Origin of the sequence: Gluconobacter japonicus, assembly GCF_002723975.1 — a bacterium.
In the GTDB taxonomy this organism is placed as follows: Bacteria; Pseudomonadota; Alphaproteobacteria; order Acetobacterales; family Acetobacteraceae; genus Gluconobacter; species Gluconobacter japonicus.
In genome coordinates, this window is record NZ_BEWO01000009.1 from 1 (window position 1) to 23844 (window position 23844).

At 57.2% G+C, this 23844-nt stretch carries 22 protein-coding genes; 7 read left to right on the forward strand and 15 right to left on the reverse strand.

Features of this window, described 5'->3' with window-relative positions; all coding sequences use genetic code 11:
- Positions 1-123: 123 nt before the first annotated feature.
- Entirely contained in the window at positions 124-366 is a 243-nt protein-coding gene (locus tag GJA01_RS07720; protein WP_010503550.1) for a sulfurtransferase TusA family protein, read from the forward strand.
- On the opposite strand, the gene rimI is transcribed toward GJA01_RS07720, so the two are convergent.
- From rimI to GJA01_RS07750, 6 genes are all read right to left on the reverse strand, one after another.
- On the reverse strand, positions 356-796 hold the full coding sequence (gene rimI / locus GJA01_RS07725) for a ribosomal protein S18-alanine N-acetyltransferase (protein ID WP_062502621.1): 441 nt from the start codon (positions 794-796) through the stop codon (positions 356-358). The genes GJA01_RS07720 and rimI overlap by 11 nt on opposite strands.
- Positions 793-1404, reverse strand: a complete 612-nt coding sequence (tsaB, locus tag GJA01_RS07730) for a tRNA (adenosine(37)-N6)-threonylcarbamoyltransferase complex dimerization subunit type 1 TsaB (protein ID WP_062502622.1) — start codon at positions 1402-1404, stop codon at positions 793-795. The genes rimI and tsaB overlap by 4 nt, the downstream gene beginning before the upstream one ends.
- A 5-nt stretch (positions 1405-1409) precedes the next feature.
- A complete protein-coding gene (locus tag GJA01_RS07735) occupies positions 1410-2048 on the reverse strand; it encodes a malonic semialdehyde reductase (RefSeq protein ID WP_062502623.1) in 639 nt (212 codons plus the stop codon).
- A gap of 3 nt (positions 2049-2051) precedes the next feature.
- Complete coding sequence (locus GJA01_RS07740; RefSeq protein WP_026017565.1) at positions 2052-2615, reverse strand: NifU family protein; 564 nt, start codon at positions 2613-2615, stop codon at positions 2052-2054.
- A gap of 96 nt (positions 2616-2711) precedes the next feature.
- Positions 2712-4064: an ATP-binding protein gene (locus GJA01_RS07745; RefSeq protein ID WP_062502624.1), complete on the reverse strand. Its 1353-nt coding sequence runs from the start codon at positions 4062-4064 to the stop codon at positions 2712-2714.
- A 20-nt stretch (positions 4065-4084) separates the two neighbouring features.
- Positions 4085-4852, reverse strand: a complete 768-nt coding sequence (locus GJA01_RS07750) for a response regulator (RefSeq protein WP_023943939.1) — start codon at positions 4850-4852, stop codon at positions 4085-4087.
- A 163-nt stretch (positions 4853-5015) separates the two neighbouring features.
- On the opposite strand from GJA01_RS07750, the gene fbaA reads away from it, so the two are divergent.
- Complete coding sequence (fbaA, locus tag GJA01_RS07755; RefSeq protein ID WP_062502625.1) at positions 5016-6089, forward strand: class II fructose-bisphosphate aldolase; 1074 nt, start codon at positions 5016-5018, stop codon at positions 6087-6089.
- A 42-nt stretch (positions 6090-6131) separates the two neighbouring features.
- Here fbaA and GJA01_RS07760 read toward each other — a convergent pair whose 3' ends face one another.
- Entirely contained in the window at positions 6132-7709 is a 1578-nt protein-coding gene (locus GJA01_RS07760) for an efflux transporter outer membrane subunit (RefSeq protein WP_062502626.1), read from the reverse strand.
- A 98-nt stretch (positions 7710-7807) separates the two neighbouring features.
- Here GJA01_RS07760 and GJA01_RS07765 point away from each other — a divergent pair, with 98 nt between their 5' ends.
- Positions 7808-8476, forward strand: a complete 669-nt coding sequence (locus tag GJA01_RS07765) for a TetR/AcrR family transcriptional regulator (protein ID WP_062502627.1) — start codon at positions 7808-7810, stop codon at positions 8474-8476.
- Here GJA01_RS07765 and GJA01_RS07770 read toward each other — a convergent pair.
- From GJA01_RS07770 to GJA01_RS07790, 4 genes are all read right to left on the reverse strand, one after another.
- Entirely contained in the window at positions 8470-10044 is a 1575-nt protein-coding gene (locus tag GJA01_RS07770; protein WP_023943943.1) for a DHA2 family efflux MFS transporter permease subunit, read from the reverse strand. The genes GJA01_RS07765 and GJA01_RS07770 overlap by 7 nt on opposite strands.
- Complete coding sequence (locus GJA01_RS07775) at positions 10041-11138, reverse strand: HlyD family secretion protein (RefSeq protein ID WP_061931855.1); 1098 nt, start codon at positions 11136-11138, stop codon at positions 10041-10043. Before GJA01_RS07775 ends, GJA01_RS07770 begins: the two co-directional genes overlap by 4 nt.
- Positions 11139-11382: 244 nt before the next feature.
- Positions 11383-12825, reverse strand: a complete 1443-nt coding sequence (locus tag GJA01_RS07785) for a UdgX family uracil-DNA binding protein (protein ID WP_062502628.1) — start codon at positions 12823-12825, stop codon at positions 11383-11385.
- Positions 12825-14057, reverse strand: coding sequence for a putative DNA modification/repair radical SAM protein (locus tag GJA01_RS07790; protein ID WP_010503531.1), 1233 nt, complete (start codon positions 14055-14057; stop codon positions 12825-12827). Before GJA01_RS07790 ends, GJA01_RS07785 begins: the two co-directional genes overlap by 1 nt.
- 183 nt (positions 14058-14240) lie before the next feature.
- On the opposite strand from GJA01_RS07790, the gene GJA01_RS07795 reads away from it, so the two are divergent.
- Both GJA01_RS07795 and GJA01_RS07800 read left to right on the forward strand, forming a co-directional pair.
- Positions 14241-15710: a flagellin gene (locus tag GJA01_RS07795; RefSeq protein WP_253783123.1), complete on the forward strand. Its 1470-nt coding sequence runs from the start codon at positions 14241-14243 to the stop codon at positions 15708-15710.
- Positions 15711-15833: 123 nt separating this feature from the next.
- The gene (locus tag GJA01_RS07800; protein WP_061931845.1) at positions 15834-16247 is read left to right on the forward strand and encodes a flagellar biosynthesis regulator FlaF; all 414 of its coding nucleotides are present in this window, start codon (positions 15834-15836) and stop codon (positions 16245-16247) included.
- A 104-nt stretch (positions 16248-16351) separates the two neighbouring features.
- Here GJA01_RS07800 and GJA01_RS07805 read toward each other — a convergent pair whose 3' ends face one another.
- Genes GJA01_RS07805 through folD form a run of 3 tightly spaced genes read right to left on the reverse strand, consistent with a single transcriptional unit; the run spans position 16352 to position 20001 of the window.
- Positions 16352-18313, reverse strand: a complete 1962-nt coding sequence (locus tag GJA01_RS07805; RefSeq protein ID WP_062502630.1) for a M1 family metallopeptidase — start codon at positions 18311-18313, stop codon at positions 16352-16354.
- A gap of 30 nt (positions 18314-18343) precedes the next feature.
- Positions 18344-19093: a methylenetetrahydrofolate reductase gene (locus GJA01_RS07810; protein WP_062502631.1), complete on the reverse strand. Its 750-nt coding sequence runs from the start codon at positions 19091-19093 to the stop codon at positions 18344-18346.
- The gene (gene folD / locus GJA01_RS07815; protein ID WP_062502632.1) at positions 19093-20001 is read right to left on the reverse strand and encodes a bifunctional methylenetetrahydrofolate dehydrogenase/methenyltetrahydrofolate cyclohydrolase FolD; all 909 of its coding nucleotides are present in this window, start codon (positions 19999-20001) and stop codon (positions 19093-19095) included. Before folD ends, GJA01_RS07810 begins: the two co-directional genes overlap by 1 nt.
- On the opposite strand from folD, the gene GJA01_RS07820 reads away from it, so the two are divergent.
- Positions 20000-21148 (forward strand): threonine aldolase family protein, encoded by a 1149-nt coding sequence (locus GJA01_RS07820; RefSeq protein WP_062502633.1) that lies wholly within the window; start codon positions 20000-20002, stop codon positions 21146-21148. The two genes, folD and GJA01_RS07820, sit on opposite strands and share 2 nt — an antisense overlap.
- A 43-nt stretch (positions 21149-21191) precedes the next feature.
- Here GJA01_RS07820 and GJA01_RS07825 read toward each other — a convergent pair whose 3' ends face one another.
- Positions 21192-22217, reverse strand: a complete 1026-nt coding sequence (locus GJA01_RS07825; protein WP_099282327.1) for an MYG1 family protein — start codon at positions 22215-22217, stop codon at positions 21192-21194.
- A gap of 200 nt (positions 22218-22417) precedes the next feature.
- Here GJA01_RS07825 and hflX point away from each other — a divergent pair, with 200 nt between their 5' ends.
- Positions 22418-23779: a GTPase HflX gene (gene hflX, locus GJA01_RS07830; protein ID WP_099282329.1), complete on the forward strand. Its 1362-nt coding sequence runs from the start codon at positions 22418-22420 to the stop codon at positions 23777-23779.
- The last annotated feature ends 65 nt before the right edge of the window (positions 23780-23844 follow it).

Consider the following 23844-nt stretch of genomic DNA (forward strand, 5'->3'; position numbering starts at 1 on the left):
GGTGGCGCAGATCAAGGTCTGCTGTCTCTTGCGACATAATATAAAGTCCTTCATCCGGAAACGGGCAGTTCTCTATCAGTGAATTTTGACTACTATCAAGCAAAAACAAGGTGCAGACGAGACATGACAGAATATGAAATATTTCCACTCGACATCAGAGACAAGCGTTGCCCAATGACGACTGTGTATGTTCGCACCCGTCTGGACTCCATGACTTCCGGCCAAAAACTCCGGGTTTTAATCAAAGGTGAAGAACCAAAGCGGAATGTTTCCACCGCCGTTCGAGCACTTGGACACCAGATAATAGACGAAACTCACGTTCAGGAAGATAGCGGTTTTTATTGTCTTCTGATTGTCAAATCTTAGAGGTCATGACGATGGCATCACTTCCATCCTGATAATAACCACGCCTTACGCCAGCCCGGACAAATCCACAGGCCTCATAAAGCGCCATCGCAGCCGTGTTACTTACGGATACTTCCAGAAATATTTGACCTTTTGGAAAGATTTTCTCAATCAGCCGACGTCCCAATCCCCGTCGCTGAAAGCGGGGAGAGACAGCAAGTGTCAGGATTTCCGTTTCATCCAGAAGCGTTCTGGTCAGAATAAAGCCCGCAGGCTGCCCTTCCAGAGTCACAACCAGCGCTTCAGTTCCAGGGATGGAGAGCAACGAGGCAAACTCCGCCTCATTCCAGACTTCCCCGCCCTGAAAGGCTTCTTCATGCAAGGCCGCCAGCAAAGGCGCCCCCTCCACACCCAGATCCTGAAAGACCTGGTCCGGTTTTGCGGCTATCATTGGGGAAGCGGGCGCAGTCCAGCCGCAGGCGGCTTTGCTTCCGGAGGATCAACATAAAGAGGGCTGAGAGGCCCGGCAGCCTGCCCCTGCGCTGCACGGACGATTCCAAGCGCATCCGGAGCAACACAGTTAATCGTGGGACACCCCCAGGACAATCGTTCCTGAACACCGTCCCCCGCTATCGCAGAAAACACTGTCTCATCCAGATCGTCCGCAGAGATTGCGAAAACATCTCCCCTCGGCGGGTCAACAAAGAACCGCCCTCGCCGCGCGAGACTGACACAGGCAACATCCGGCCGTCCAAGCGTAGCCCGGATCGCAGCTCCCAATGTGACGCCAATCGTCGGACAGTTCCACCCAGCGGCCAGTCCTGCGGCCAAAGACAGAGACGCCCGCAAACCCGTAAAAGATCCTGGCCCTATCACAGCAACGACCGCATCCGGAGCCTCGACCCACTGCTCTTCTTCAAGAAGGGATCTCAGGGCAGGCGCGAAATGCTCGGACGCGCCTCGTCCGGTCAGAAGCTTTTCTGCAACGACACGTCCGTCTTCAACAAGAGCAATAAGATTGGTCGTTCCCGTCCCTGCACCTGCGCCATTGAAAACCACAGTCCTCACAGGCACAGACACGCCTCGCCAAAGTCCAGACGCGGAGCACGGGGTTCAGCATGATCCGGATGAGGCTCGTTTTCTGCCGGGTAACCAAGGCCAATCAGGAAATTCGCCCGCCACCCTGAAGCAGTCAGCAAAGCATCTTCCACCATGAAGGAATCAAATCCCGACATTGGCATCGCCGCAAGCCCCAGCATCCGGGCCGCCAGAATGAGATAGCCGCCCTCCAGCGTCCCATTCCGGAACGCTGTTTCTTCAGACAGACCAACATCCGCCGCAAACCAGTCCCGCAGCCCTTCATCGCTTCCAAGCCGGGGGAGCGCTTCAAAGAACAGCGGATCATGGCACACGACAGCCAAAACAGGAGCGGCCATGGCGCGTTCAACGTTCCCGGGCGACAAGGCAGGGCGCAAACGCTCCTTGGCATCCTGCGTCGTCAGAAACACGAACCGCCCCGGTGAGCAATTTCCAGATGTCGGACCCAGCTTCACCAGATCGTACAAATGCCGCAACACGTCTTCCCCAACAGCCCGCGGGGAAAAAGCCCGTGGTGTGCGGGCCTGTGTAAACAGAACCTCGGCGCCCGGCATAGGGCCGGAACACGGGGCCTCCGTCACGGGGAGAGACGTCTGGTCGTCCATAAATCAGTCCTCGACCTGCTCGACAGACTGCACTTCCGGCACATAATGACGGAGCATGTTCTCAACACCATGCTTCAGCGTCGCGCGGGAAGACGGACAGCCGGAACAGGCGCCCTGCATCGTCAGGTAAACAATTCCGTCCTTGTAGCCCCGGAAAGCAATGTCGCCACCATCTCCAGCCACAGCCGGACGAACACGCGTATCCAGCAAATCACGGATGCGAACCACAACGTCAGCATCTTCCGGCGCAACATCGTACTTCAGGGCTTCATCACCGCCAGCGAGTACAGCTTTGCCGCTCTCAAAGAACGTCGTGAGCGTGCTGAGCACAACCGGCTTCATGTCTCCCCAACTGACGTCCGGCGCCTTGGTGATGGAAACGAAATCGCTGCCCAGAAAGACGCGCTTGACGTCCGGCAGAGCAAAAAGCGTTTCAGCCAGCTCGGAACGCCCTTCAGCAGCTGAGGCCTCTCCAAAATCAACCGTGCGCGAGTCTCCGGTTACAGGGCGTCCCGGAAGAAACTTCAGCGTCGCAGGATTCGGGGTATCTTCGGTTTCAATGAACATCGTCGTCATGTCCTCAGTGTCCAGTCCGTCCCTGACATGTGCCACTTCAGCCCTCGGCGCAAGGGTCTGGACCAATCCAGTCCCACTTCCCGGCCTTCAAACCTGTGGCCGTTCACCAATCGTCGGCTTGCGGGCAGGCGGCAGAACAATTGTCGCACAGAGCCCGCCGTACCCCTTTTCGGCATCGCCCCGCCCCAGACGTAAATAGCCCCCTTCCCGGGCAATCTCGCGGGTCACAATGGCCAGTCCCAGCCCGATCCCGCCCGTCTGACGGGAGCGGGACCCTTCCAGACGGTAGAACGGTGTCAGAACACGCTCATATTCACTTTCAGGAATACCCGGACCATTGTCCTGAATGGCAATTTCTATGGAGTCATCGTCCCGCACCGTCAGCGTGGCCAGAACATTTCCCCCGTAATTCAGGGCGTTCTCAATCAGGTTGGACAGAACACGCTTGATCGCCAGGGGGCGGACGCGGACCAGCGCCCGATCCGGGCCTTCGTAGCGGGCATCCTTGCCATGATCGGCGTGGTCATCGATGAGCGTCGTCAGCGTAGCGACAATATTGATGGTCTTTGGTTTTTCCGGATCATCCGCGCCTGCGAGATACGCGAGAATGCCATTCACCATTCCCTCCATCTCATCCAGATCCGATTCGATGGCGGCCTGCGCCTCCCCATCGTTCAGAAAACCGCATCGAAGCCGAAGCCGTGTCAGAGGTGTTCGCAAATCGTGAGAAACGGCCGCCAGAGCCTGCGTCCGGTCATTGATGAGGCTCTGAATACGGCGCTGCATGGCGTTGAGGGCGCGCGCAACATCCCGGACTTCCCGGGGACCACGCTCCGCAAGTGGCACCCAGGTTTCATTGGAACCAATCTTGTCCGCAACGGATGCCAGAGCCCGCAAGGGCATGCTCAGGCCACGAATGAGCATGGTCGCCGCGATTGCCACGGCACAGGCTGCAATCGCGGCGGAGGCCAGACCACGGGTGAAATGATGTCGTCCCAGCAGCCCCGGAACCCGGAAATGGATGTAACTTCCATCCGGAAGACGCTCGGTTCCCAGCACGTCAGGGGATCCGCTTCCCAGCGTATAGAGATCAAGCTGGGCCTGAGCGAGGATAGGATCATCCTTGATCAGCCGCTTCGTCAGGTCCAGCAGGACCTGCGGCCGGTGTCCCGGCAGCAGCGGCATGGATGTCACGGGCTGCCAAGCAACGCTCAGTTCACTGCCCGAAAGCATAACCGCCAGAAAGGAGCGCTGCGTAACAGGTGCAGCCGCCAACACACGCAAATTGGTGCTCAGCCCTTCTCCAAGCTGTGCAATCCGCACGTCATCAACAATGTAGGTTTCAGCCTCGCCATAAAAAACGGCATTGGCGAGGAACACCAGTGTGACCGCTACGGTCAGGACGACGCAGACACGCCCGACCAGCCCCAGCGGCCACAGCAGGATCCGATTCTGAATATTCAGACCCGTTCGACCTCAGCCACGAAGATATAGCCCAGCCCCCTTACCGTACGGATAAGCTGGTCCGCATCAGAACCCAGCTTACGGCGCAGACGGCTGACGAGAACGTCGATACTGCGATCCGAGACATCACCCAGACGGGTACGGGACAGTTCCAGCAGACGATCACGGGCAATGACGCGCTGGGGATTGTCGAGGAAGCTGGTCAAAAGATCGTGTTCAGCTCCGGAGATATCGACCGTCGCACCGCTTGGATCAGTCAGTTCACGGCGACGGAGATCGAGCGTCCAGCCCGCAAACTGTAATTTTTCACGCCGAACCTTCTCCGGTGCTGTCGTGCCGGGAGTGCCTCGTCGCAGAACCGCACGGACACGAGCCAGAAGTTCACGCTGACCAAAAGGCTTGGGCACATAATCGTCTGCACCGGTCTCAAGCCCCATGACACGGTCACGCTCTTCACCACGGGCCGACACCATGATGATGGGAACCTGTGACGGCGGCGTCTCATCAGGATGACTTGCCCCTTGGCCACTGCGCAGCGCACGGCACAACTCTATGCCGTTCGTACCAGGGAGCATGATGTCCAGAATAATGAGATCGACCGGAGCCACCTCAAGGGCGGCCCACATCTCATCACCACTGGCGACACCACGGGCGCGGAAACCGCCGCCCTGCAATGCACGCAGAATGAGGGTACGCATACCTGCATCGTCTTCAACGACGAGAATGCGAGCGGGAAGATCGGGGTCTGAAAGATTTGGCACCATACTTTTCCATAATCTCAGCGGGGCAAACACTACAAGCAACAAATCTGGGCTGGAACTGTTCCCTTATCTTGAGCGCTCATGACGGAAAGATTTTTCTGCCTTACAATACATGAAACGCAGGGCCAGCCTAATCAGGGTTCCTGCCATTCGACCGGAGTCTCTCATGACAAGCGTTTCTCCCGGCGTCGTAACAGGCGCCGATTATAAAACTCTTCTTCAGGCATGCAGGGACGGCGGATATGCCCTCCCAGCCATTAACGTCGTTGGAACCAACAGCGTCAATGCCGTTCTGGAAGCCGCCGCAGCCAACAGGTCCGATGTCGTCATTCAGGTCTCGAATGGCGGGGCCCGCTTCTTCGCCGGCGAAGGCTTGCCGGATGCCCATCGCGCCCGTGTTCTTGGGGCAGCCTCAATGGCGCATCACGTTCATCTTCTGGCGAAAGAATATGGTGTCGCCGTCATTCTTCATACCGATCACGCTGATCGCAAGCTTATTCCCTGGCTTGAAGACCTGATTACCCTCAGCGAAGCCGAGTTCAAGGCTCAGGGTCGCCCGCTGTTTTCATCCCATATGCTCGATCTGTCCGCCGAGACGCTTGATGACAATCTGGCTCTCTCCCAAAAACTTCTGACGCGCCTTGCACCCCTTGGCATGGGCCTGGAAATCGAACTGGGCGTCACGGGCGGCGAGGAAGATGGCGTCGGACATGATCTGGAGGAAGGTGCGGACAATGCGCATCTCTATACCCAGCCGGAAGACGTGCTGAGAGCCTGGGAATTGCTCTCGCCTATTGGCATGGTCTCCATCGCCGCGTCTTTCGGCAACGTTCATGGCGTTTACAAGCCAGGTAACGTCAAACTCCGTCCGGAAATTCTGAAGAATTCACAGGATGCCGTACAGAAAGCCACAGGAAGCGGGCCGAAGCCTCTGCCGCTGGTCTTCCATGGCGGGTCCGGGTCCAGTCTGGAAGAAATCCGGGATGCCGTGGCTTACGGCACCTTCAAGATGAATCTGGATACAGATATCCAGTTCGCTTTCGCTCACGGCGTCGGCTCTTATGTCAGCGCGCATCCGGTTGCCTTCCAGCACCAGATCGACCCCGCGACAGACAAGCCTATGAAGTCCCTTTACGATCCTCGCAAATGGCTCCGCGCAGGTGAAAAATCCGTTACGGAGCGTATGGGCGAGGCTTTCGAAATCCTTGGCTCAAAGGGCAAATCCATCGCCCAAAGCTGAAACAGCCCCGGGAGACAGCCCTCCAAACTCTGACGCCGGGTCTCAGGGACCCGGTGTTGCGGAAGCAAGCTTCGTTCTGGTGACGTCCTGCGATGCCGGAACGACGTCTTCCCATCCGCCGCCAAGAGCGTTGTAAAGACGGGCCAGATTGGTCGCGACCGTTGCATCGCTCTCGGCAAGGCTCATCTGGGCGGACTGAAGCTGACCCTGCGCATTCAACACATTCAGGTAGTTGGTCAGGCCACTGCGATACTGGCTCTGGGCCAACTGAAGCGCCTTGCGGTTATCATTCACCGCACGCTCCAGACCCTGATGACGAAGCTGCTCGTCACGATAGGCAATCAGGGCATTATCAACGTCATGCCAGGCCTGAATGACCGTCTGCTGATAGGAAATTGCCGCAGCCTTCTGCGCATATTTCTTCAGTTCCAACTGGCCGCGCAGACGTCCACCCTGGAAAATCGGCAGGGAAATGGATGGCCCCACATTCCAAGCGCGGGCATTCCAGAACCCGAGATCCCGGAAGGACAGGGTCTGGAAACCGAAATCCGCATTGATGGTAATCTTCGGATAGAAGTCCGCTGTCGCCTCACCCACTTCTGCTACGGACGCGCGCAGTTTGGCTTCGGCTTCCCGGATATCGGGACGGCGATGAGCCAGTTCAGACGGAAGCCCTACAGGCACAACCGGCGGCACAACCGGAATACCGGCATTTTTCTCGAGTTCTGCATTCAGGCTAGCCGGAGGCGCACCGAGCAGAAGGGCCAGGGCATTCTCTTCCTGCGCGATACTCTGCTGAAGCTGCGCTGCCTGTGCTTCCGTATCGTGCTGACGGGCCTGTGCAGAATCCACATCCACTTCCGTCACCAGACCGCTGTGATAGCGGCTCTGGGAAATATCCACGATCTGCTTCAGCGTCGCGAGGTTATCCTGAAGCACTTGAAGGCGCTTCTGGTCTCCCCGCAGGGCCATGTAACCGCGCGCCATATCGGCCTGCTGGGCAATCAGGACTGACCGGCGTTCCTCGTCCGTTGCCTGAAGATCTGCTTTCGCAGCATCATACTGATGCGCGACACGGCCCCAGAGATCGATTTCGTAGCTGGCATCAATAGAGGTTTTCCACTGATTGAGCAGCGGAATTGTGGCACCACTGGCGGCACCGCTCAAAATGCTGCTGCCCCGATCACCAAGAAGCCCATTATCGGATTTGGCAATACTGCCCCCTACCCGGCTGATGATTTCCTGCATCTGCTTTGTGCTGAACTGGCTGCGGGTATAGGAACCAGAAGCACTCAGCCCGGGAAAGCGCTCAGCACCCGCCATCAGAAGCTGTGCACGGCTCTGAGCCAGATTGGCCGTCGCAAGGCGGAAGGACAGGTTCTGCTGAACCAGACGATCTTCCAGAGAAGCCAGTTCCGGATCGTTGAAGACCGTCCACCACTTGCTGGCGGCCTTGGCTTCACTTGTCACGCTCTCAGGCGCACCAGCCGTATGGTCGGCATAATGCGCGGGGGACCAAGGGTGTGGTTCATGATATTCCGGCCCAACCCGCAGGCAACCGGACAAAGCGACGAGGGCGCAGCCTGACAGCAGCGCGCGGGACAGAAAGGCTGCGCTCACAAAGAAACTCCTGATACGGAAATGATCTTGCGGTGACCGACCAGTTCGGTCAGCATAATGAAGACGGTAGAAGAACCACAAAAGGACCCTGTCCCCTCATGACCAGTACCCCTGTCCCCCGCACCCAGAGCACGCCTGACGAAACCAGCGCGTCTGTGTGCCAGTTGCGCGCCAAGCGCGAGCAGATCCTGCAGGGGGCGGAAAAGGTTTTTCTGGCGAGTGGATACGAAGGCGCGTCCATGTCCCAGATTGCCAGAGAGGCTGGCGTTTCGAAAGGCACGCTTTACAATCATTTTGACGGTAAGGCGTCCCTGTTTTCTGCGTTTTTCGAAGAACGTAGCAAGACTAAACTTGCCGCCATCGAGGCCATCTCGCGTGAAGACGGACAGAATGTTCACATTGTCCTGCGGCGTCTCACGGAAAGCGCCATCAAGATGATGCTCAACCCCACTTCCATGGACCTGTACCGCATCATTGTTGGCGAGGCAGGAAAGTTCCCCAATCTGGCCGATGCGTTCTGGCGCTATGGTTTCGGGCGCACCCTGCACAATCTGGCGGACTGGCTCCGCCGTCGCAGCGATGCGGGAGAACTTCACATCGAAGATCCTGAATTCGCCGCCGAACAGCTCATGATCCTGTGTCAGGCCCGCATCGTTCATCGTCGTCGCCTCATGCTGCAGGTCGATGACAGCCCGGAAGCGATCAGCCTTTTGGCGAGCAGGACGGCAGATTCGTTCATGAAAATGTACGGTCCCCGTCATCAGTGACCCCCAGCCGGTTCCGTTTTCTTCGTGCTGTTGGGTGACAGCAGGAAGCAAAGCGGAACCACGAACATCGCGATGATACCGATCCAGCGGAATACTTCGTTGTAAGCCAGCATCGAGATTTGCGATGTGAACTCTGCAAACAGGCGATGAATTGCAAACGTATGCGCGGCGGCAGGTGTGAGGCCATGCGCTTCCCCCACGGCCTGCGCCTGATTGATGTAGTTCGTAAACTCCTGCCGTCCCGGCGTCATGTTGTCGGTCACATAGGTCTGGTGCCGCTGCCGGGTCTCGATAATCGCCGCCGTAGCCAGAGAAATGGCCATGGATCCCACATAGTTTCGCGCCATACTGAAGAGCGCCGATGCGTCCGAGTTCAGTTCTCGCGGCAGAGTAGAATAGGCGATCGTGGAGATCGGCACGAACAGGAACGCGAGTGAGGCCGTCTGGGTGATGCGGTAGAAAACCAGATGTCTGAAATCAATCCCGGCATACAGGTTGGCCGCCTGGAACATGGCCATGCCCATGAAGAAAAATCCAAATGCGATCAAATAACGCAACTGGATGAACTTCATCAGTCGTCCCACAAAGGGGATGAGAATGATGATCGCTACACCGCCCGGTGCAAGCAGAAGCCCTGACGTTGTCGCCGTATAGCCCAGAACCTGCTGCGCAAACTGCGGAACAATGATCGCGGAGGAATAAAGCGTCGCACCGACCATCGAGATCAGGAACATGCCTGTCGCGAAGTTACGATCTTTCAGAACCGTCAACTTCACCAGCGGATCCTTGGCATAGCACAGCCAGACAATCGCACCGAGAACGCCGATCACGCCCAGAACAGCCATGGTGATGATGAAGTTCGATCCGAACCAATCATCATCCTCGCCACGATCGACCATGACTTCGAGACAGCCCAGCCCCAGCGTAATGAGACTGATACCAATCACGTCGATTTTCTCGCGCTTCTGTTTCTCCCATGGCGGATCTTCCACGAAAGCCGTAACCGCCATGACCGTCAGGATACCGAACGGAACGTTGACGAAGAAAATCCAGCGCCAGGAGAAATTGTCCGTCAGATAGCCACCCAACATCGGACCGAGAACCGGACCAACGATGGTCGCAATAGCCGTCATGCCAAACGCTGCGCCGCGTTTTTCGGGCGGGAAGGTATCCAGAATGATGGACTGCTGGCTCGGCTGTAGCCCGCCACCAAAAAATCCCTGCATCAGACGGAAAACGACGAGCATGGGCAGCGATGTCGCCAATCCACACAGGAAGGACGACACCGTGAACATGGTGATACAGATGAGGAAGTATCGTTTCCGCCCGAACAGCCGGGAGAGCCAGCCGGAAATCGTCAGAACGATACCGTTTGCCACCAGATAGGACGTCAGCGCCCAAGTGGCATCGTCATAGGAACTGCCGAGCGATCCCGCGATGTGTGGCAGCGCCACGTTGACGATGGTGGTGTCCAGCACCTCCATGAAGGCCGCCAGCGTGACCGTAATGGCCACAAGCCACGGATTATGACTGGGTTTCCAGTCTTGATGCCCGGCAGTATCGCTCATTTTACGTAGACCGTGGGAACAACAGACATACCAAGAGCCAGCGGCAGATGAGGATCAAGACCACTGTCGATCAGGATCTTCACCGGAATACGCTGAACCGTCTTCACAAAGTTACCCGTCGCATTTTCCGGCGGGAACGTGCTGAAGGATTCACCCGAGCCAAGCTGAATGGAATCCACATGGCCCTGAAGCTTGAGCTGCGGATAGGCATCGACTTCGATATCCACCTTCTGGCCCGGACGCATATGCGTCAGCTGCGTTTCCTTGTAGTTAGCGACAACCCAGACTTCCGGCTCAACAATAGAGAACATCTGCTGCCCGGTCTGGACGAAGTTGCCACGCTCGACGCTACGCTGGGATACCCAGCCATCGTTCGGCGCGCGAACCTGCGTCCATTCCATGTTGAGCTCAGCCTGCTCCAGAGACGCCTGGGCAGACTTAAGATTGGCCTGCTCCTGTGACACGTGAGCATCAGCATTCGCCACATTAGCCTTGACCGGCTCAGCCTGCGTCAACTGGCCCTGAGCCTGAACCACGCGGGCCCGGGCTTCTTCAAGAGCCGCACGCGCATAGTCGATATCCTGCTGGGACGTTGCCGCGCGGGCAACGCTGCGCTGGCGCTTGTAATCCGCTTCGGCTTTCGTCAACTGAGCCTGCGCTGCTGAAAGATTACCCTGTGCCGTCACAAGTTGGCCGGGATAATTCTTGTGCGCGACCTCAACCATCAACTGATAGGCCTGCATGTTGGCTTCGGCCTGCTGGATAGCTGCCTGAGCCTTATGCAGGGATGCCGCGTAGTCGCGGTCATCGATGGTCAGAAGCAGGTCGCCACGATGAACATACTGGTTGTCGTTCACCAGAAGCTGGGTGACATACCCGTTCACATGCGGGGCAATGGCAACCTTGCGGCCTGCCGTATAGGCGTCGTCCGTCTCAATATTATTGCGGGTCAGGAAAAGGTAGAGACCAATTCCGACCAGAACCAGAACAACCACCAGAATCAGAATAATCCTGACAAGTGGATTGCGCTTTTTCTGCGGTTTTCCGGACGCTCCGGACTGCTGGTCGGCCTGCGCCTGGTCGCCTTGCGCCATTATCGTCTCTCTCGCTTTAACGGGTCTGTCCGAAGTGACCGGCTGGAAGAGTACCCTGTAACGGGCCCATTGACCGATCGGTTCGGTCATCCATGACATATCGTCTCTCAGCCTTCAAGCCGGAAAAAACTGATGCGTTTCCTTTCTGGAGGGAACGCTTTTTCTTTTTCGTCGCAGCCTCACAAAAAGAAATTTTTCGCTCTTCAAGAAAGGGTCAGCGCAATCCTCTGACCATGTGTCTTTTTCAGAGAACACCCTTGATCTTACTCAGCCCGGCAATCAGGGCCTGACGCTCCCGCTCCGCCTGGTCTGTCGGTCCGAGACGGAGAATCCACGAAGGGTGGGCCAGAGTGAGATGCGCCCACCCCTCGCCTGCATGCTCTTGCAAGGTGCCACGGACGTCTTTCAACCGATCCGAGGGACCACTCACCGCTCGCAGAGCCGTTGCCCCCAATGAGACAATCAGTTTCGGCTTCACCAGGGCAATTTCTCGCTTGAGCCACGGCTGACAGGCAGAAATATGCTCGACCCCAGGTGCCTGGTGGATGCGTCGTCGACCGTTGACCGTAAATCGGAAATGCTTGACGGCATTCGTCAGGTAAAGCGCCTCGCGGGCGACGCCGGCTTCTTCCAGACATCCCATCAGAAGCTGCCCGGCTGGTCCCACGAACGGACGGCCTGCCAGATCTTCCTGATCTCCAGGCTGCTCCCCTACAATCATCACCTTCGCCGTTTCCGGCCCTTCTCCCACCACTGCCTGTGTAGCGTGACACTGCAAAGAACAGGCCCGGCAGGCCCGAATATCCTGTGCAAGCTCCGTCATACTCCCGGGAACATGGGCCTGAATGGTGATAGCGCTTTGTCTGGCCTGAATGGCCTGATGAAATTTTGGCGCAGGCAACGCTTCTCTCGCAGCCATTTCCGCAACACGCTTTTCAGCTTCCGCCACGAGCTGAGGAATCAGGGCGGCTTCCGGCAGATTCTTCCAGTACCGGCGTGGCATCTCATTTCGCATGGCTTTTGTGCGAACACGGGCCGGATTGAAAGTCGAGGCATAATAGGTCTGCCACAACTGTTCGACATCATCCTCAAGAGCCTGCTTTTCACACGGCTTGAACGAGCAGTTCAGCGTGGTGCCATTCCAACTTATGGAACCTCTCGGCGTCAGGATAAGCCAGTCCATGTCTGCGAAACGCTTGGCAAAAAAGGACGAGACCTTCTCCAGAACATGATGATCCGGCTCGAACCATGACAGGAATCGTCGTCGACCGTTTTCGGTTGGATCCTGCTCACGGAAACGGACAAATGCTGTCATTTTATGCGCGGCCCGGCGAACCTGTTGCACCATGCGCCGGGCCTGACCCACGTCCGGGTCAGTGGGAACGGACAGAAGATCCGGATCCTCCTGCAAACGCCAGAGCAGACGATACGCCAGTGCGAACCGCTCCGGGCTGGAATGGCACAGAACATCTTTCAGAACAGGCAGATTGGAGGCTTTCAACCTGACGTCCCGCTTGATCTCGCCGGTAAAAGACGTCGTCTCCGCACAGGAGAAAAGATCTGCGTTCTTTCCCTGCAAACACCAGACAATCTGCTCAGGAGGAACTTCACGCTGGAGGGCAGCCCGCGCCGTCTGGCGCCAAGGCTCGAACGCGCTGGTGTCTGCCAGAGTAACAACAACAGACATCAGAGAAGGCTCATCTGCTGCGGCGCGGGCAGGAACAGAGTTCGCAAATCCTGTCGATCGGTCAGGCGCGCGGGGCTCCATCCGATCGCTTTCACAAACGGACGCACCTTTTTAATGGACACATTCAGGCGTCCCAGATCTTCCAGACGGATCGCCCTGTGCTTCCGCGCCATTAGAAGAGCCTGAACGGTTTTCACCCCCAGACCGGGCACCCGGAGCAGCATTTCCTTGGACGCCCGGTTCAGATCCACCGGAAACTGTGCACGGTTATCCAGAGCCCAGGCAAGCTTTGGGTCGATTTCCAGATCCAGCATTCCACCGGGCCGGGATGCCGTCAGTTCCCCAAACTCGAAACCATAGAACCGAAATAACCAGTCGGCCTGATAAAGCCGATGCTCGCGCTGAAGCGGAGGACTGCGAACCGGCAGAATAGCGGATGCATCCGGGATAGGACTGAATGCCGAGTAATACACCCGGCGCAATCCGTAAGAGCCATACAGACCGGAACTGCTGGCCAGAACGTCCCGATCCGTCGCAGCATCGGCTCCGATAATCATCTGGGTGCTCTGACCGCCCGGTGAAAACCGTGCTGCACGGCGGCCGGTATGCGTTTTTTCCTTTGCCGCATCGATCTTAAGCCGCATATCTCCCATGGCACGCCGGATGCCACCTGCGTCCTTTTCAGGCGCATAATCCTTGAGGCCCGTTTCTGTCGGCATCTCGACATTGATGGAAAGGCGATCCGCGTAAAGACCTGCTTCTTCCAAAAGCTTGGGAGACGCATCCGGAATGGTCTTGAGATGAATATATCCCCGAAATCCATGCTTCAATCGCAGATCACGCGCGACCTGAACAAGCTGTTCCATGGTGTGATCCGAGGACTGAATGATTCCCGAGGACAGGAACAGACCCTCGATACAATTGCGCCGATAGAACTCCAGCGTCAGCCAGATTACTTCGTCTGGAGTGAAGCGGGCACGTTCTACGTTTGAAGAAGACCGGTTGATGCAATAGGCGCAATCATACACGCAGAAGTTGGTCAGCAGGATTTTGAGAAGCGAAATGCAGCGGCCGTCTGGCGTATAAGCATGGCAGATTCCGTTACCGGTTGTGGACCCAAGACCACCCGTTTTGGCAGAGTCCCGGCGCGTGGAACCACTGGATGCACAGGACGCATCATACTTCGCGGCATCGGACAGAATCGCGAGACGTTCGGACAGAGATTTCTTCATGCCATGTTCTTATTTCGTTCTTATTCATAAAATGCAAGAACTGCATGAAATTTACCGGTTGTTTGCCATTTTCCCGTCAGACCTCGTCGTCGTTTTTTAACGATGCAGATTCAGGTTCCCTTAACCATTCAAAGACTATCGTGAAGGGGCAAAACTGCACCGACGGAGAATATCTCGATGTCCATGTCCATCAATACAAATACAGCCGCCATGTCGGCTCTTCAGGTCCTGAACCAGACGACGGACCAGCTGAGCAAGACGCAGAATGCTGTCTCCACAGGCAAGAGCGTCAGCTCCGCTTCTGACAGCCCGGCCATCTACGCCATTTCCCAGACAATGAACTCCCAGATTTCGGCCCTGTCCGGCGTCTCTACGGGTCTTCAGTTCGCTGGTCAGGTGCTCAGCACCGCCACGAAACAGGCATCCTCTATCTCTGGCGTCCTGAGCAGCATGTCCGAAACGGTCACGAATGCTGCCAACAACGGCGAGAACCAGGATACGCTGAACTCCCAGCTGAGCAGCTATCTGTCCCAGATCGACGTTGCCACGTCCAACTCAACCTTCCAAGGCGTGAACCTGCTGTCCGGTTCTACCAGCAACAGCGTCAAGTACACGCAGATTTCCGCAGCGCAGGACATCAACGGCAACCTGTTCACGCTGAACGGTGCTGACGCCACGTCGACGGGTCTGGGCCTTCAGGGCCTGAGCACGGACATGAAGGGCGTCACGATTTCCACGAGCGGCATCACGGCGCTGGCTGGCACAGGTGCGACCGCTACGACGCTGACTCTGAAGAACCAGTCTTCCGCCGACAGCGCAAATGCAACCGCTTCCAACCCTGCCATCACGACATCTTTCGTGCTTGATTCCAAGCCGGGTGATGCCACGAATGGCGCCGCAACATCCATTGGAACCGCCATCGCAGCAGGCCTCACAGATAACACGACCTCGGTAACCGTCGGCTCCAACGGAGCACTGACCATTACTGGCGCCACGTCCAAGACGGCTTCTGACGGCACGACAACTTATTCTCTGACCAATGGCGACAGCATTACAGCCAAGGCTGATGCCAGCGGCAACATGACCTACAACATCGCCAAGGTTGGTGATCTGGATGCCAACGGCAATGCCAAGACGCTGACGCAGGTTGTCGATGTTGACGTCTCCGGCGCGTCTTCCACCACCACGAAGAACGATCAGCTCTCCACGCTGGTAACAGCTCTTGGTAACGCTGGTTATGGTGCCCAGATGGCCAATGATGGCACCCTGACGATTGCTGGTGGCAACCTCGACGCAGCAGACGCAACGGCAACCACGCCGTCTGTCAGCCTGACAAACGCCACGGGAACCTCCACTGTTGCAACGACCTCCGGCACGGATGTCGTTCAGCTGGCGGTAACAGGCGCCATCAACAAGATGAGCCGTATTTCTTCCAGCATCGGTGTGGCCTCTAACACCGTTACGCAGCTTCAGACGTCCAACAGCACCCTGTCCGACGCTCTGACAACCGGCGTTGGTGCTCTGACGGACGCTGACCTTGCAGCAGAAAGCGCCAAGCTGACCTCCCTACAGACGAAGCAGCAGCTGGCCATCCAGTCCCTGTCGATTGCGAACTCGCAGTCTTCCAACATCATGTCGCTCTTCCGCGGCTGATGATGGTGGGGCATCGGTTCTTCCGATGCCCCTCTTCGGACTGCTTCAGACGTTTTCCGGATGCATTCAGTTCTCTCACCGGGAAACATCTGAAACCGTCCTTTTGAAAAGGAGCCTCTTTTCGTGACCTATGGCATGTCACAGTACCAGAACCAGTCCGGCACTTATCTGCCTCCCCGTGAAGTGGAAGCCATGGCGTTCAGACACGTCAACGATCTGCTTTCCAAAGCCAAGACTCACTCTGACCGGCAGTCTGCCCTCTCTGCAAACCTCAAGCTTTGGGGAATTCTGTTGCAAGGCGTGCAGCGCGTTGATTGCCCTCTGGACGAGATCCTGCGCAAGGACCTGACAACTGTTGGCACCTGGTCCATGCGCTACGCCAACGTAGCTCTGAATTCGGACACGTCTCTCAAGGCACTGATCGACATTAACGAGGACATGATTGAAGGTCTCTCGGCACCAACGCCAGTAGCGGCCACTCCTTACGGAGCCTCCGCCCCTACCGAAGGGCATATGGCCATTCAAATGGTTGGCTGAGCGGTCCAACTCCTTTTGTAAAGAAAACCCCCTTCGCCATTTGACGAAGGGGGTTTTCTGTATTGTGACCCTGATACGCTTTCCACATCAGCGCCTGTCAAACTTTACTTCCGGTTATCAGCCCGGTCGATGTCCGGAATAACGTGATCCGGGTCCAGTGTTACGGCCTTCACCGCACCGTGCGGTTCAAACGTCACCTTGAGATCGCTGGTCTGGCGCCATGCTTCCGTCGGGATACGACGGTCCACCACTGTACCATCCTGATATTCAACACGCAGAACAACCGGAAGAGGCAAGGTTCCGTAGTTGAAGACCTGAACGGATACGGGATCATTTCCATGCTGTTCAACCGCCCCCACAGCATAATCCGGGGCCGCATTGGTGAAATACCATCCACGCCAGAACCAGGAGAGATCCTCGCCTGCTTCGCTGCTCATCAGGCGGAAGAAATCGGACGGTGACGGATGATGGTAAGCCCAGACAGCAATATATCGACGAAAGGCAGCATCGAAGCGCACTGGCCCCAAAATCTGCTCGCGCAGCAGTTTCAGACCATATGCGCCTTTGAAATACGTCACGCTGTGGCGGTATTTCTCGGAAATTTCGTCAGCACCCGTCATCAGGTTAGGCGCAGCCGGGTCTATCAAAACAGGAACGATATCCTGTGCGGGATTGCCGGTTTTCGGTGCAAACTCGGGGTCACGTTTGGGCGCGAATTCGCCATTATGAAAATGGTCTGAGGCGTAGGCGTCAATGAAAGTATTGAAGCCCTCATCCATGAACGGATTCCGGCGCTCGTCAGACCCGACAATCATCGGAAACCAGTCATGACCCAACTCATGCGTCGTGATCCAGAAGAGCTGCGGGTCACGGTCGCTCATGCCATCGAACACGATGCCTGGATATTCCATACCTGCACCGTGACCACCAAGATTAATGGCGTTCGGCCAAGGATATTCATACCACTGGGATGAGAAGTACTCGATGGCGTGTTTCACATACTCCGTCGAACGATCCCAGCCATGCGGACCAATACCTTCACGCGGATAGACGGACATCGCCAGACGCGGAACCGCATGATAATTCGTCCAAGGCACGACCGGCGGAAGGTTAATACGGGCTGCATCCCACAGAAACGCTGGAGAGGCCGTGAAGGCCACGTCGCGGCTATTGCGCATGACGTAATGCCAGGTCACTTCGCCGGACTGCTTCAGATGACTCTTGGGATCTGTCACATCATCAATCGTGCGGATCATGACGCGACTGTCACTTTGTGCAGCCTGTGCCAGACGGGAGCGTTCTGTAGCAGTCAGCGTTTGCTCAGGATTCAGAAGAGCGCCTGATCCGACCAGCGTAAAGTTCCATGGCACCGTAACCGAGTAATCGAAGTTCCCATATTCCAGATAAAACTCCTGCCCCAGATACGGCAGCGTGTTCCATCCCGCACGGTCATCATAAACGCTCAGCCGCGGATACCACTGGGCGATTTCATAGATTTCACCTTCGCGGGACGGCGTGACAGCCGTGCGGCCACCCCATTCGCCCGGGATGGTGTAATGCCAGTCGATCTTGACGAACGCGACGCCGTGGGAGTCCAGCATCCGGGGCAAACGAAGCTGCATTCGGGTATCGGATACCAGCGGTGTCACGTCGACTTCGCGTCCACCCTGCACAATCGACACATGCTCGATTTCCATCCCCGACGAATGACCGCCAGACGGAAACTTACCCCAGAACGACGCACGAGAGTCCTGCCGATACAGATTCTGCTCAAGCTGAACCCACAAAACGTCCAGAGCTTCAGGGCTGTTGTTTGTATAGGTGATGGTTTCCGAACCATGCAGAACATGGGTTTGCGTATCGATCCGGGATCGAATCGTATAGTCCGTGCGGTTCTGCCAGTATTGCGGGCCCGGCAGACCGGAGCCCGACCGATAGACATTCGGAGCGTCTGGCAGGGTTAACGGGGCAAAGACTGGCGCTGGATCGGAGAGGGTTTTAGCGGAAAGTGCGGCTGGAACCAGCACGCCTCCCAGAAGCGGTAAGAGGAAAAGACGTGCGTGCATCCGGGCTATGATCTCCGCTCTCGTTAGTTCTTACCCCGTTATAATATCACTCAGTCCACCCAGATAGGACGCAAGATCAACTTTCAGTGGCATCAGATAGGTATTGTCGTTCTTTTCGCGCACCAGCGTCAGCATCTGGCGAGCGAGACGAATGTTTCCGTCCAGCGTGTCATCATAGTCTTTCGGGAACACCACATGGTTAACGCGTTCCCAATATCGCCGGGACCGTTCGCCCAGAACCGGTGAAATCCCCCAGAACACCGTGTCATCGCGCAGCCAGTCCATGGACAACTGAAGCATATGCAGATCAAACAGGGGCTGCGTAAAGAACCCGCAGGCGCCGGCGTCTTTCTTGCGCGCAACGTCTTCCAGCTCCTGCCAGGGGGCACGTCGATAGGGATCGAAGACCGCATAGACATCCAGATGCGGCGCTTCGCGGCGATACCGCTCGATAATCTGTGCAGACGTGTTCGGATAAGCCACCCGATCACTGCCAGCAGGGAGCGGGTCACCCGCGACAACGAGAACAGCGTTCAGTTCCGGCCGGTCAGCACCCGGCAGCGGCGCATTGGGCGCAATGTCGATAGCGCGGATATGCGGGATGACAGTCAGGCCAGACGCCCGATTGACGCGCGCCGCAGCCTCATCACTGCGCAGATCAAACCGGATGAGGTCCGGAATATTCAGCAGATCAACGGACGGCAGCACCCTGCGGACCACCGACACGTCTTCAAACAACGCCTCTTCCGAGCGTGGAACAAGTTCAACAGAAACGCGCATCAGAAAAGATCGTCCTTCCCCAGACCCTGCGTAGCGCGGGCCGCCTGAAGCGTGTTGTGCAGCAAACAGGCAATGGTCATCGGACCGACACCGCCCGGAACCGGCGTAATATGGCCAGCAATAGGAAGCGCTTCTTCAAACGCCACATCCCCAACAAGGCGGGTCTTGCCTTCAGGTGTCGGAATACGGGTGATGCCGACGTCGATCACGGTTGCACCCGGCTTGATCCAGTCCCCGCGGACAAGACCATGCTTACCTGTCGCAACGACGAGAATATCTGCCTCACGGGCCAGTTCGCGCGTATTGCGCGTATGGATATGGGCGATCGAGACCGTACAGTTCTCTTTCAGAAGAAGCTGCACCATGGGCTTACCCACCAGGCTAGATGCGCCGATGACGACTGCATTCTTGCCCGTCATGTCCTTGTGCACGGACTGAAGCAGCATCAGGCAGCCAAGTGGCGTGCAGGGAACGATACCCTCAATGCCCAGCGACAGACGACCCGCGTTGACTTCCCCAAGACCGTCCACATCCTTGTGAGGGGCAATGGCATTCGTCACCACGACCGGATCGATCTGCGGCGGCAACGGAAGCTGCACGAGGATGCCATGGATCTGCGGGTTGGCATTCAGTTGCGCAATCAGATCCAGCAACTCCCCCTGCGATGTGCTCTGCGGAAGCATATGCATGAAGGATCGCATTCCGGCGCGATGCGTCTGGATGGCCTTGTTCTTCACATAGACTTCCGAAGCCGGATCGTTTCCGACCAGCACGACGGCGAGACCCGGCAGGGTATTGCCCTGCTCGATAAAGCTGGACACTTCTCGGCCGACACGGTCTGTCAGAGACCGGGCAATGCCTTTGCCATCAATGAGTTTGCCGGCCAGTTCAGGGGGAAACGTGCTCATGGGCTCTCCGGATGACAACAGGCTGCGGTTTCAGTTACGCTTTACGCCAGCCCGCGTTGTGCGCAGGAAAAAGGATGGTTTCGTGTCCGAGGAAATACGCAAGAACTTCGCCAGTGACAATGTCACACCGATCTGCCCTGAAGTCATGGCCGCCCTGATCGCGGCCAATGAAGGCAGTGTCGGGTCCTATGGAGAAGACGATCTGACCCGTTCCCTGAACGAACGGTTCGGGGAAGTTTTCGAAACCGAGGTCGCTGTTTTCCCGATCGCCACAGGGACAGCCGCCAATAGTGTGGCCCTGTCAGCACTTGTTTCGCCGTATGGCGCCGTCCTGTGTGATGAGAGCGCACATATCAACATGGACGAAGGCGGGGCTCCCGAATTCTATATGCACGGGGCCAAACTGATCTGCATTCCGTCTGCGGACGGAAAGGTGGACCCCGTGACGGTCCCTCCCGTTCTCAAAAGCAATGCGGAAAGCGGGATTCTCAGCCCCGTCATTCAGGCACTCTCCCTGACGCAGGCCAATGAATGGGGCACAGTTTACAGCCCGGACACTCTGGCCGAACTGTCCCGCATCGCGCATGAGCATGACCTTTCCGTACATCTGGATGGCGCTCGTCTGGGCAATGCCCTCGCCCATCTGGGTTGCACCCCAGCGGAAGGGACCTGGAAAGCGGGCGTAGACGTTCTCAGCTTCGGGGGCACAAAAGCAGGTGCCATGGCCGCCGAAGCCGTGGTGTTCTTCCTCAATGATCGTACACGACCGCTGATGAAGAATTTCCTGCGACGCATCAAGCGCAGCGGAAATCTGTGGTCCAAGCATCGCTTCCTGAGCGCCCAGCTTCTAGCGCTTTTGCAGAACGATGTCTGGCTGAAAAATGCCGTCCATGCCAACGCTATGGCACAACGGCTTGTGGACGGGCTTCGCCGTCATGCCGCGGCACAGATGCCCTATGAACGGCAGAGCAACGAGGTTTTCGTCATTCTTCCGGACCTTCTTTTGAAGGATCTGGAAGAGGCAGGATACGGTTTTTACCGCTGGCCAACACCGGAAGGTGTTCCCGGCACGCTGATCCGTCTGGTGACGAGCTATTACACACGCCCAGAAGACGTGGACGCACTTCTGGCCGAAATCGCCGCCTGAACAGGATGGTTGATCCGGTCAAATCCCGGATCAACCCTTTCAATCAATTGCCAGCCTTAAGAGATGCATCAATCTCCAGCGCCAGACGCGCCATCTTCAAGGCCCCTTCACGGCTCCCTGCGCCGCAGATGAAACGGGCGGGGTGAGCGAAAACTGCGTCAGGCACGCCGGAAATCTCGGCCAGTGCCTTCTTTTCCAGACCGCCCCAGGCTTCCGGCAGGGAAACGCGCTGACCGAAATCCCCGCGTACAGGCGGAATGGCCTTCACATTCCACTGTTCCGGGCCAGCGGGTGACACAACGTACACGACCGGAAGATCACGCTCGAAAATGACCTTTTCAGTCGGCATTCCCGTTTCCATGAGCAGAATGCGCTTGTCTTCCGCAGCTTCGTAAGCCTGCACGACGCGATTGGCGGCTTTCAGGCTGGCGCGAACACGATCCACCATGTTGACCAGATGCGCCGCAACAGCCGTGGCAGCGTTCGCAAAGCCGAGAGATTCCTGCTTTTTGGCTTCTTCCGCACCATAAAGTTCGGCTGTATCCCAAGGCGGGCTACAGGCTGACACGATATCGGCCAGAGACAGCTTGCCCATCTTGGCAACGCCATTGTCGTCCTGATCCACCGGGATGATCAGGGACTTGTCCAGAGACTGCCAGATGGCGGTCAGAGTTGCCTCATCCACCGGCGTTTTGACGATATTGCGGACAGCAGCGAGCCCGTAGTCCTTCCACAGCAGACCAGCAGCGCTATACGGCGCTCCGTCTTCACGCAGCGGCTTGTCCTTCATGTGGTGATCGTAGCGGCCCTTGGTCGGGTCAAAAACGCCACCCACGTCAAAGACGATATCCGCTTCTGTGATACGGTCTGGCGAGCGGGTACGTACAAATGTCAGACGGTCCGTGCCCGGCTCTCCGAGAACACGTCCACGCAGATCGCCTTCTGGTGCCAGCGCATAATGCAGGATGGCGTAGCCCAGCGTTTCATCAGCATGGAAATTGCCGGAATGGGTGAGCGCCTTGACGGCTCGGGTCTCGTTTTCGAGCCCGATAGGAGTGTGTTCTGACATCTGGAAAACCTGCTGACAGCGAAGAGGAGTTTCTGAGTGTGCCCCCTCATGCCGCAGGGACTACGGCCAGACAACACGCTTCCTCAGGAAAATGCAGCCACTTTCTCTTTCTGCCGCCTCTTGATGATACCCATAAAGCCGCTTTCGCGGGATCACGCGCAGCCCTGCAGGATTAGCGCGTCACTGCCGGAATTCATGCTATGAGCTGCCGGATGGAAACCGCATCCCCTACCCCGCTCGCCGTCCTTGTCGGCATCCAGACGCCCGACGTCGATGACATCGCCCATGAGGCAAGCCTTGAGGAACTGGGGCGGCTGGTCAAAACGCTCGGCTACGAGGTCGTCGGCTCCGTCTCACAGAAGCGAGAAGGCACTGGGGCAGCATCCATTCTGGGCGCTGGCAAGCTTGAAGAACTGGCCAACATCACGGGTGGTCGGGGCATCATCACGCCCATCGTCAAAACACCGATGACGAAAGCGCGGAAACGGTTTGAAGGCGCGGCAAACTCCCATGAAGATATTGAAGAAGAGACGGATGATCTCCGCCGTCCTGAATTCGTCATCGTCGATCATGAGCTGACCCCCAGCCAGATCCGAAATCTGGAGCGGGCGACCGGCGCGCAGGTGCTGGATCGAACAGGCGTTATCGTTGAGATTTTCCATCGTCATGCCAACACACGGGAAGCAAAGCTTCAGGTCGAGATGGCGCGCCTGCGTTATGTCGCGCCACGCCTGCGGGAGTCGTCGAATGGCGGAGGCAGACAGCAGGGGCCAGGCGCAGGTGAGAGCAACCTCTCCCTGGACCGCCGCAAGATCCGGGACCGGCTGGCCGAACTCAAAACCCAGCTTGAAGCCGTGCAACGGGATAGCGATCATCGGCGCTCTGCCAGAAAAAACCAGCTTCGCGTGGCGCTGGTTGGCTATACCAATGCAGGCAAATCTTCGCTGATGCGGGCCCTGACAGGCAGTCAGGTTCTCGTTCAGGACAAGCTGTTTGCGACCCTCGACACGACTGTCCGCACGCTCCAGCCGGAAACACGGCCCCGTATTCTGATTTCAGACACGGTGGGCTTCATCAAGCAGCTTCCGCATGATCTGGTTGCATCTTTCCGCTCTACGCTGTCCGAAGCGCTGGAAGCGTCCCTGCTGCTGTTTGTCGTGGATGCGTCGGACCCGACATATGAAGCGCAGCTTGAAGTCAGCCGCAGCGTTCTGCACGAAATTGGCGCGGATGTGGTCCCTTCCCGGCTTGTTCTGAACAAGATGGATCGCGTTGATGAGGCCAGACGCGCCGAGCTTCTGGAAAAGCACCCGGATGCCATTCCGCTGTCCGCGCACCGCCCGGAAGATGTGAGCGCCCTGCGGGAAACGCTGATTGCGTTCTTCGAGGCCGACATGGTGGAAGACGTTCTGGTACTGCCCTACGCAAAACAGGGCCTAATTGGCGAAATCTATGAGAGTGCCCGTGTTTTGTCAGAAGATCATGACGAAACGGGCAGGATTCTGACGGTTCGCGGTCTTCCCGGCGCTCTTGCCCGTCTGAAGCGCAGTCTGGCCGGTTAAAACGCCATAAAAAAAAGCCCGTCATTCCCATTCGGTGAATGACGGGCCTGTCTGATTTTCAGCAG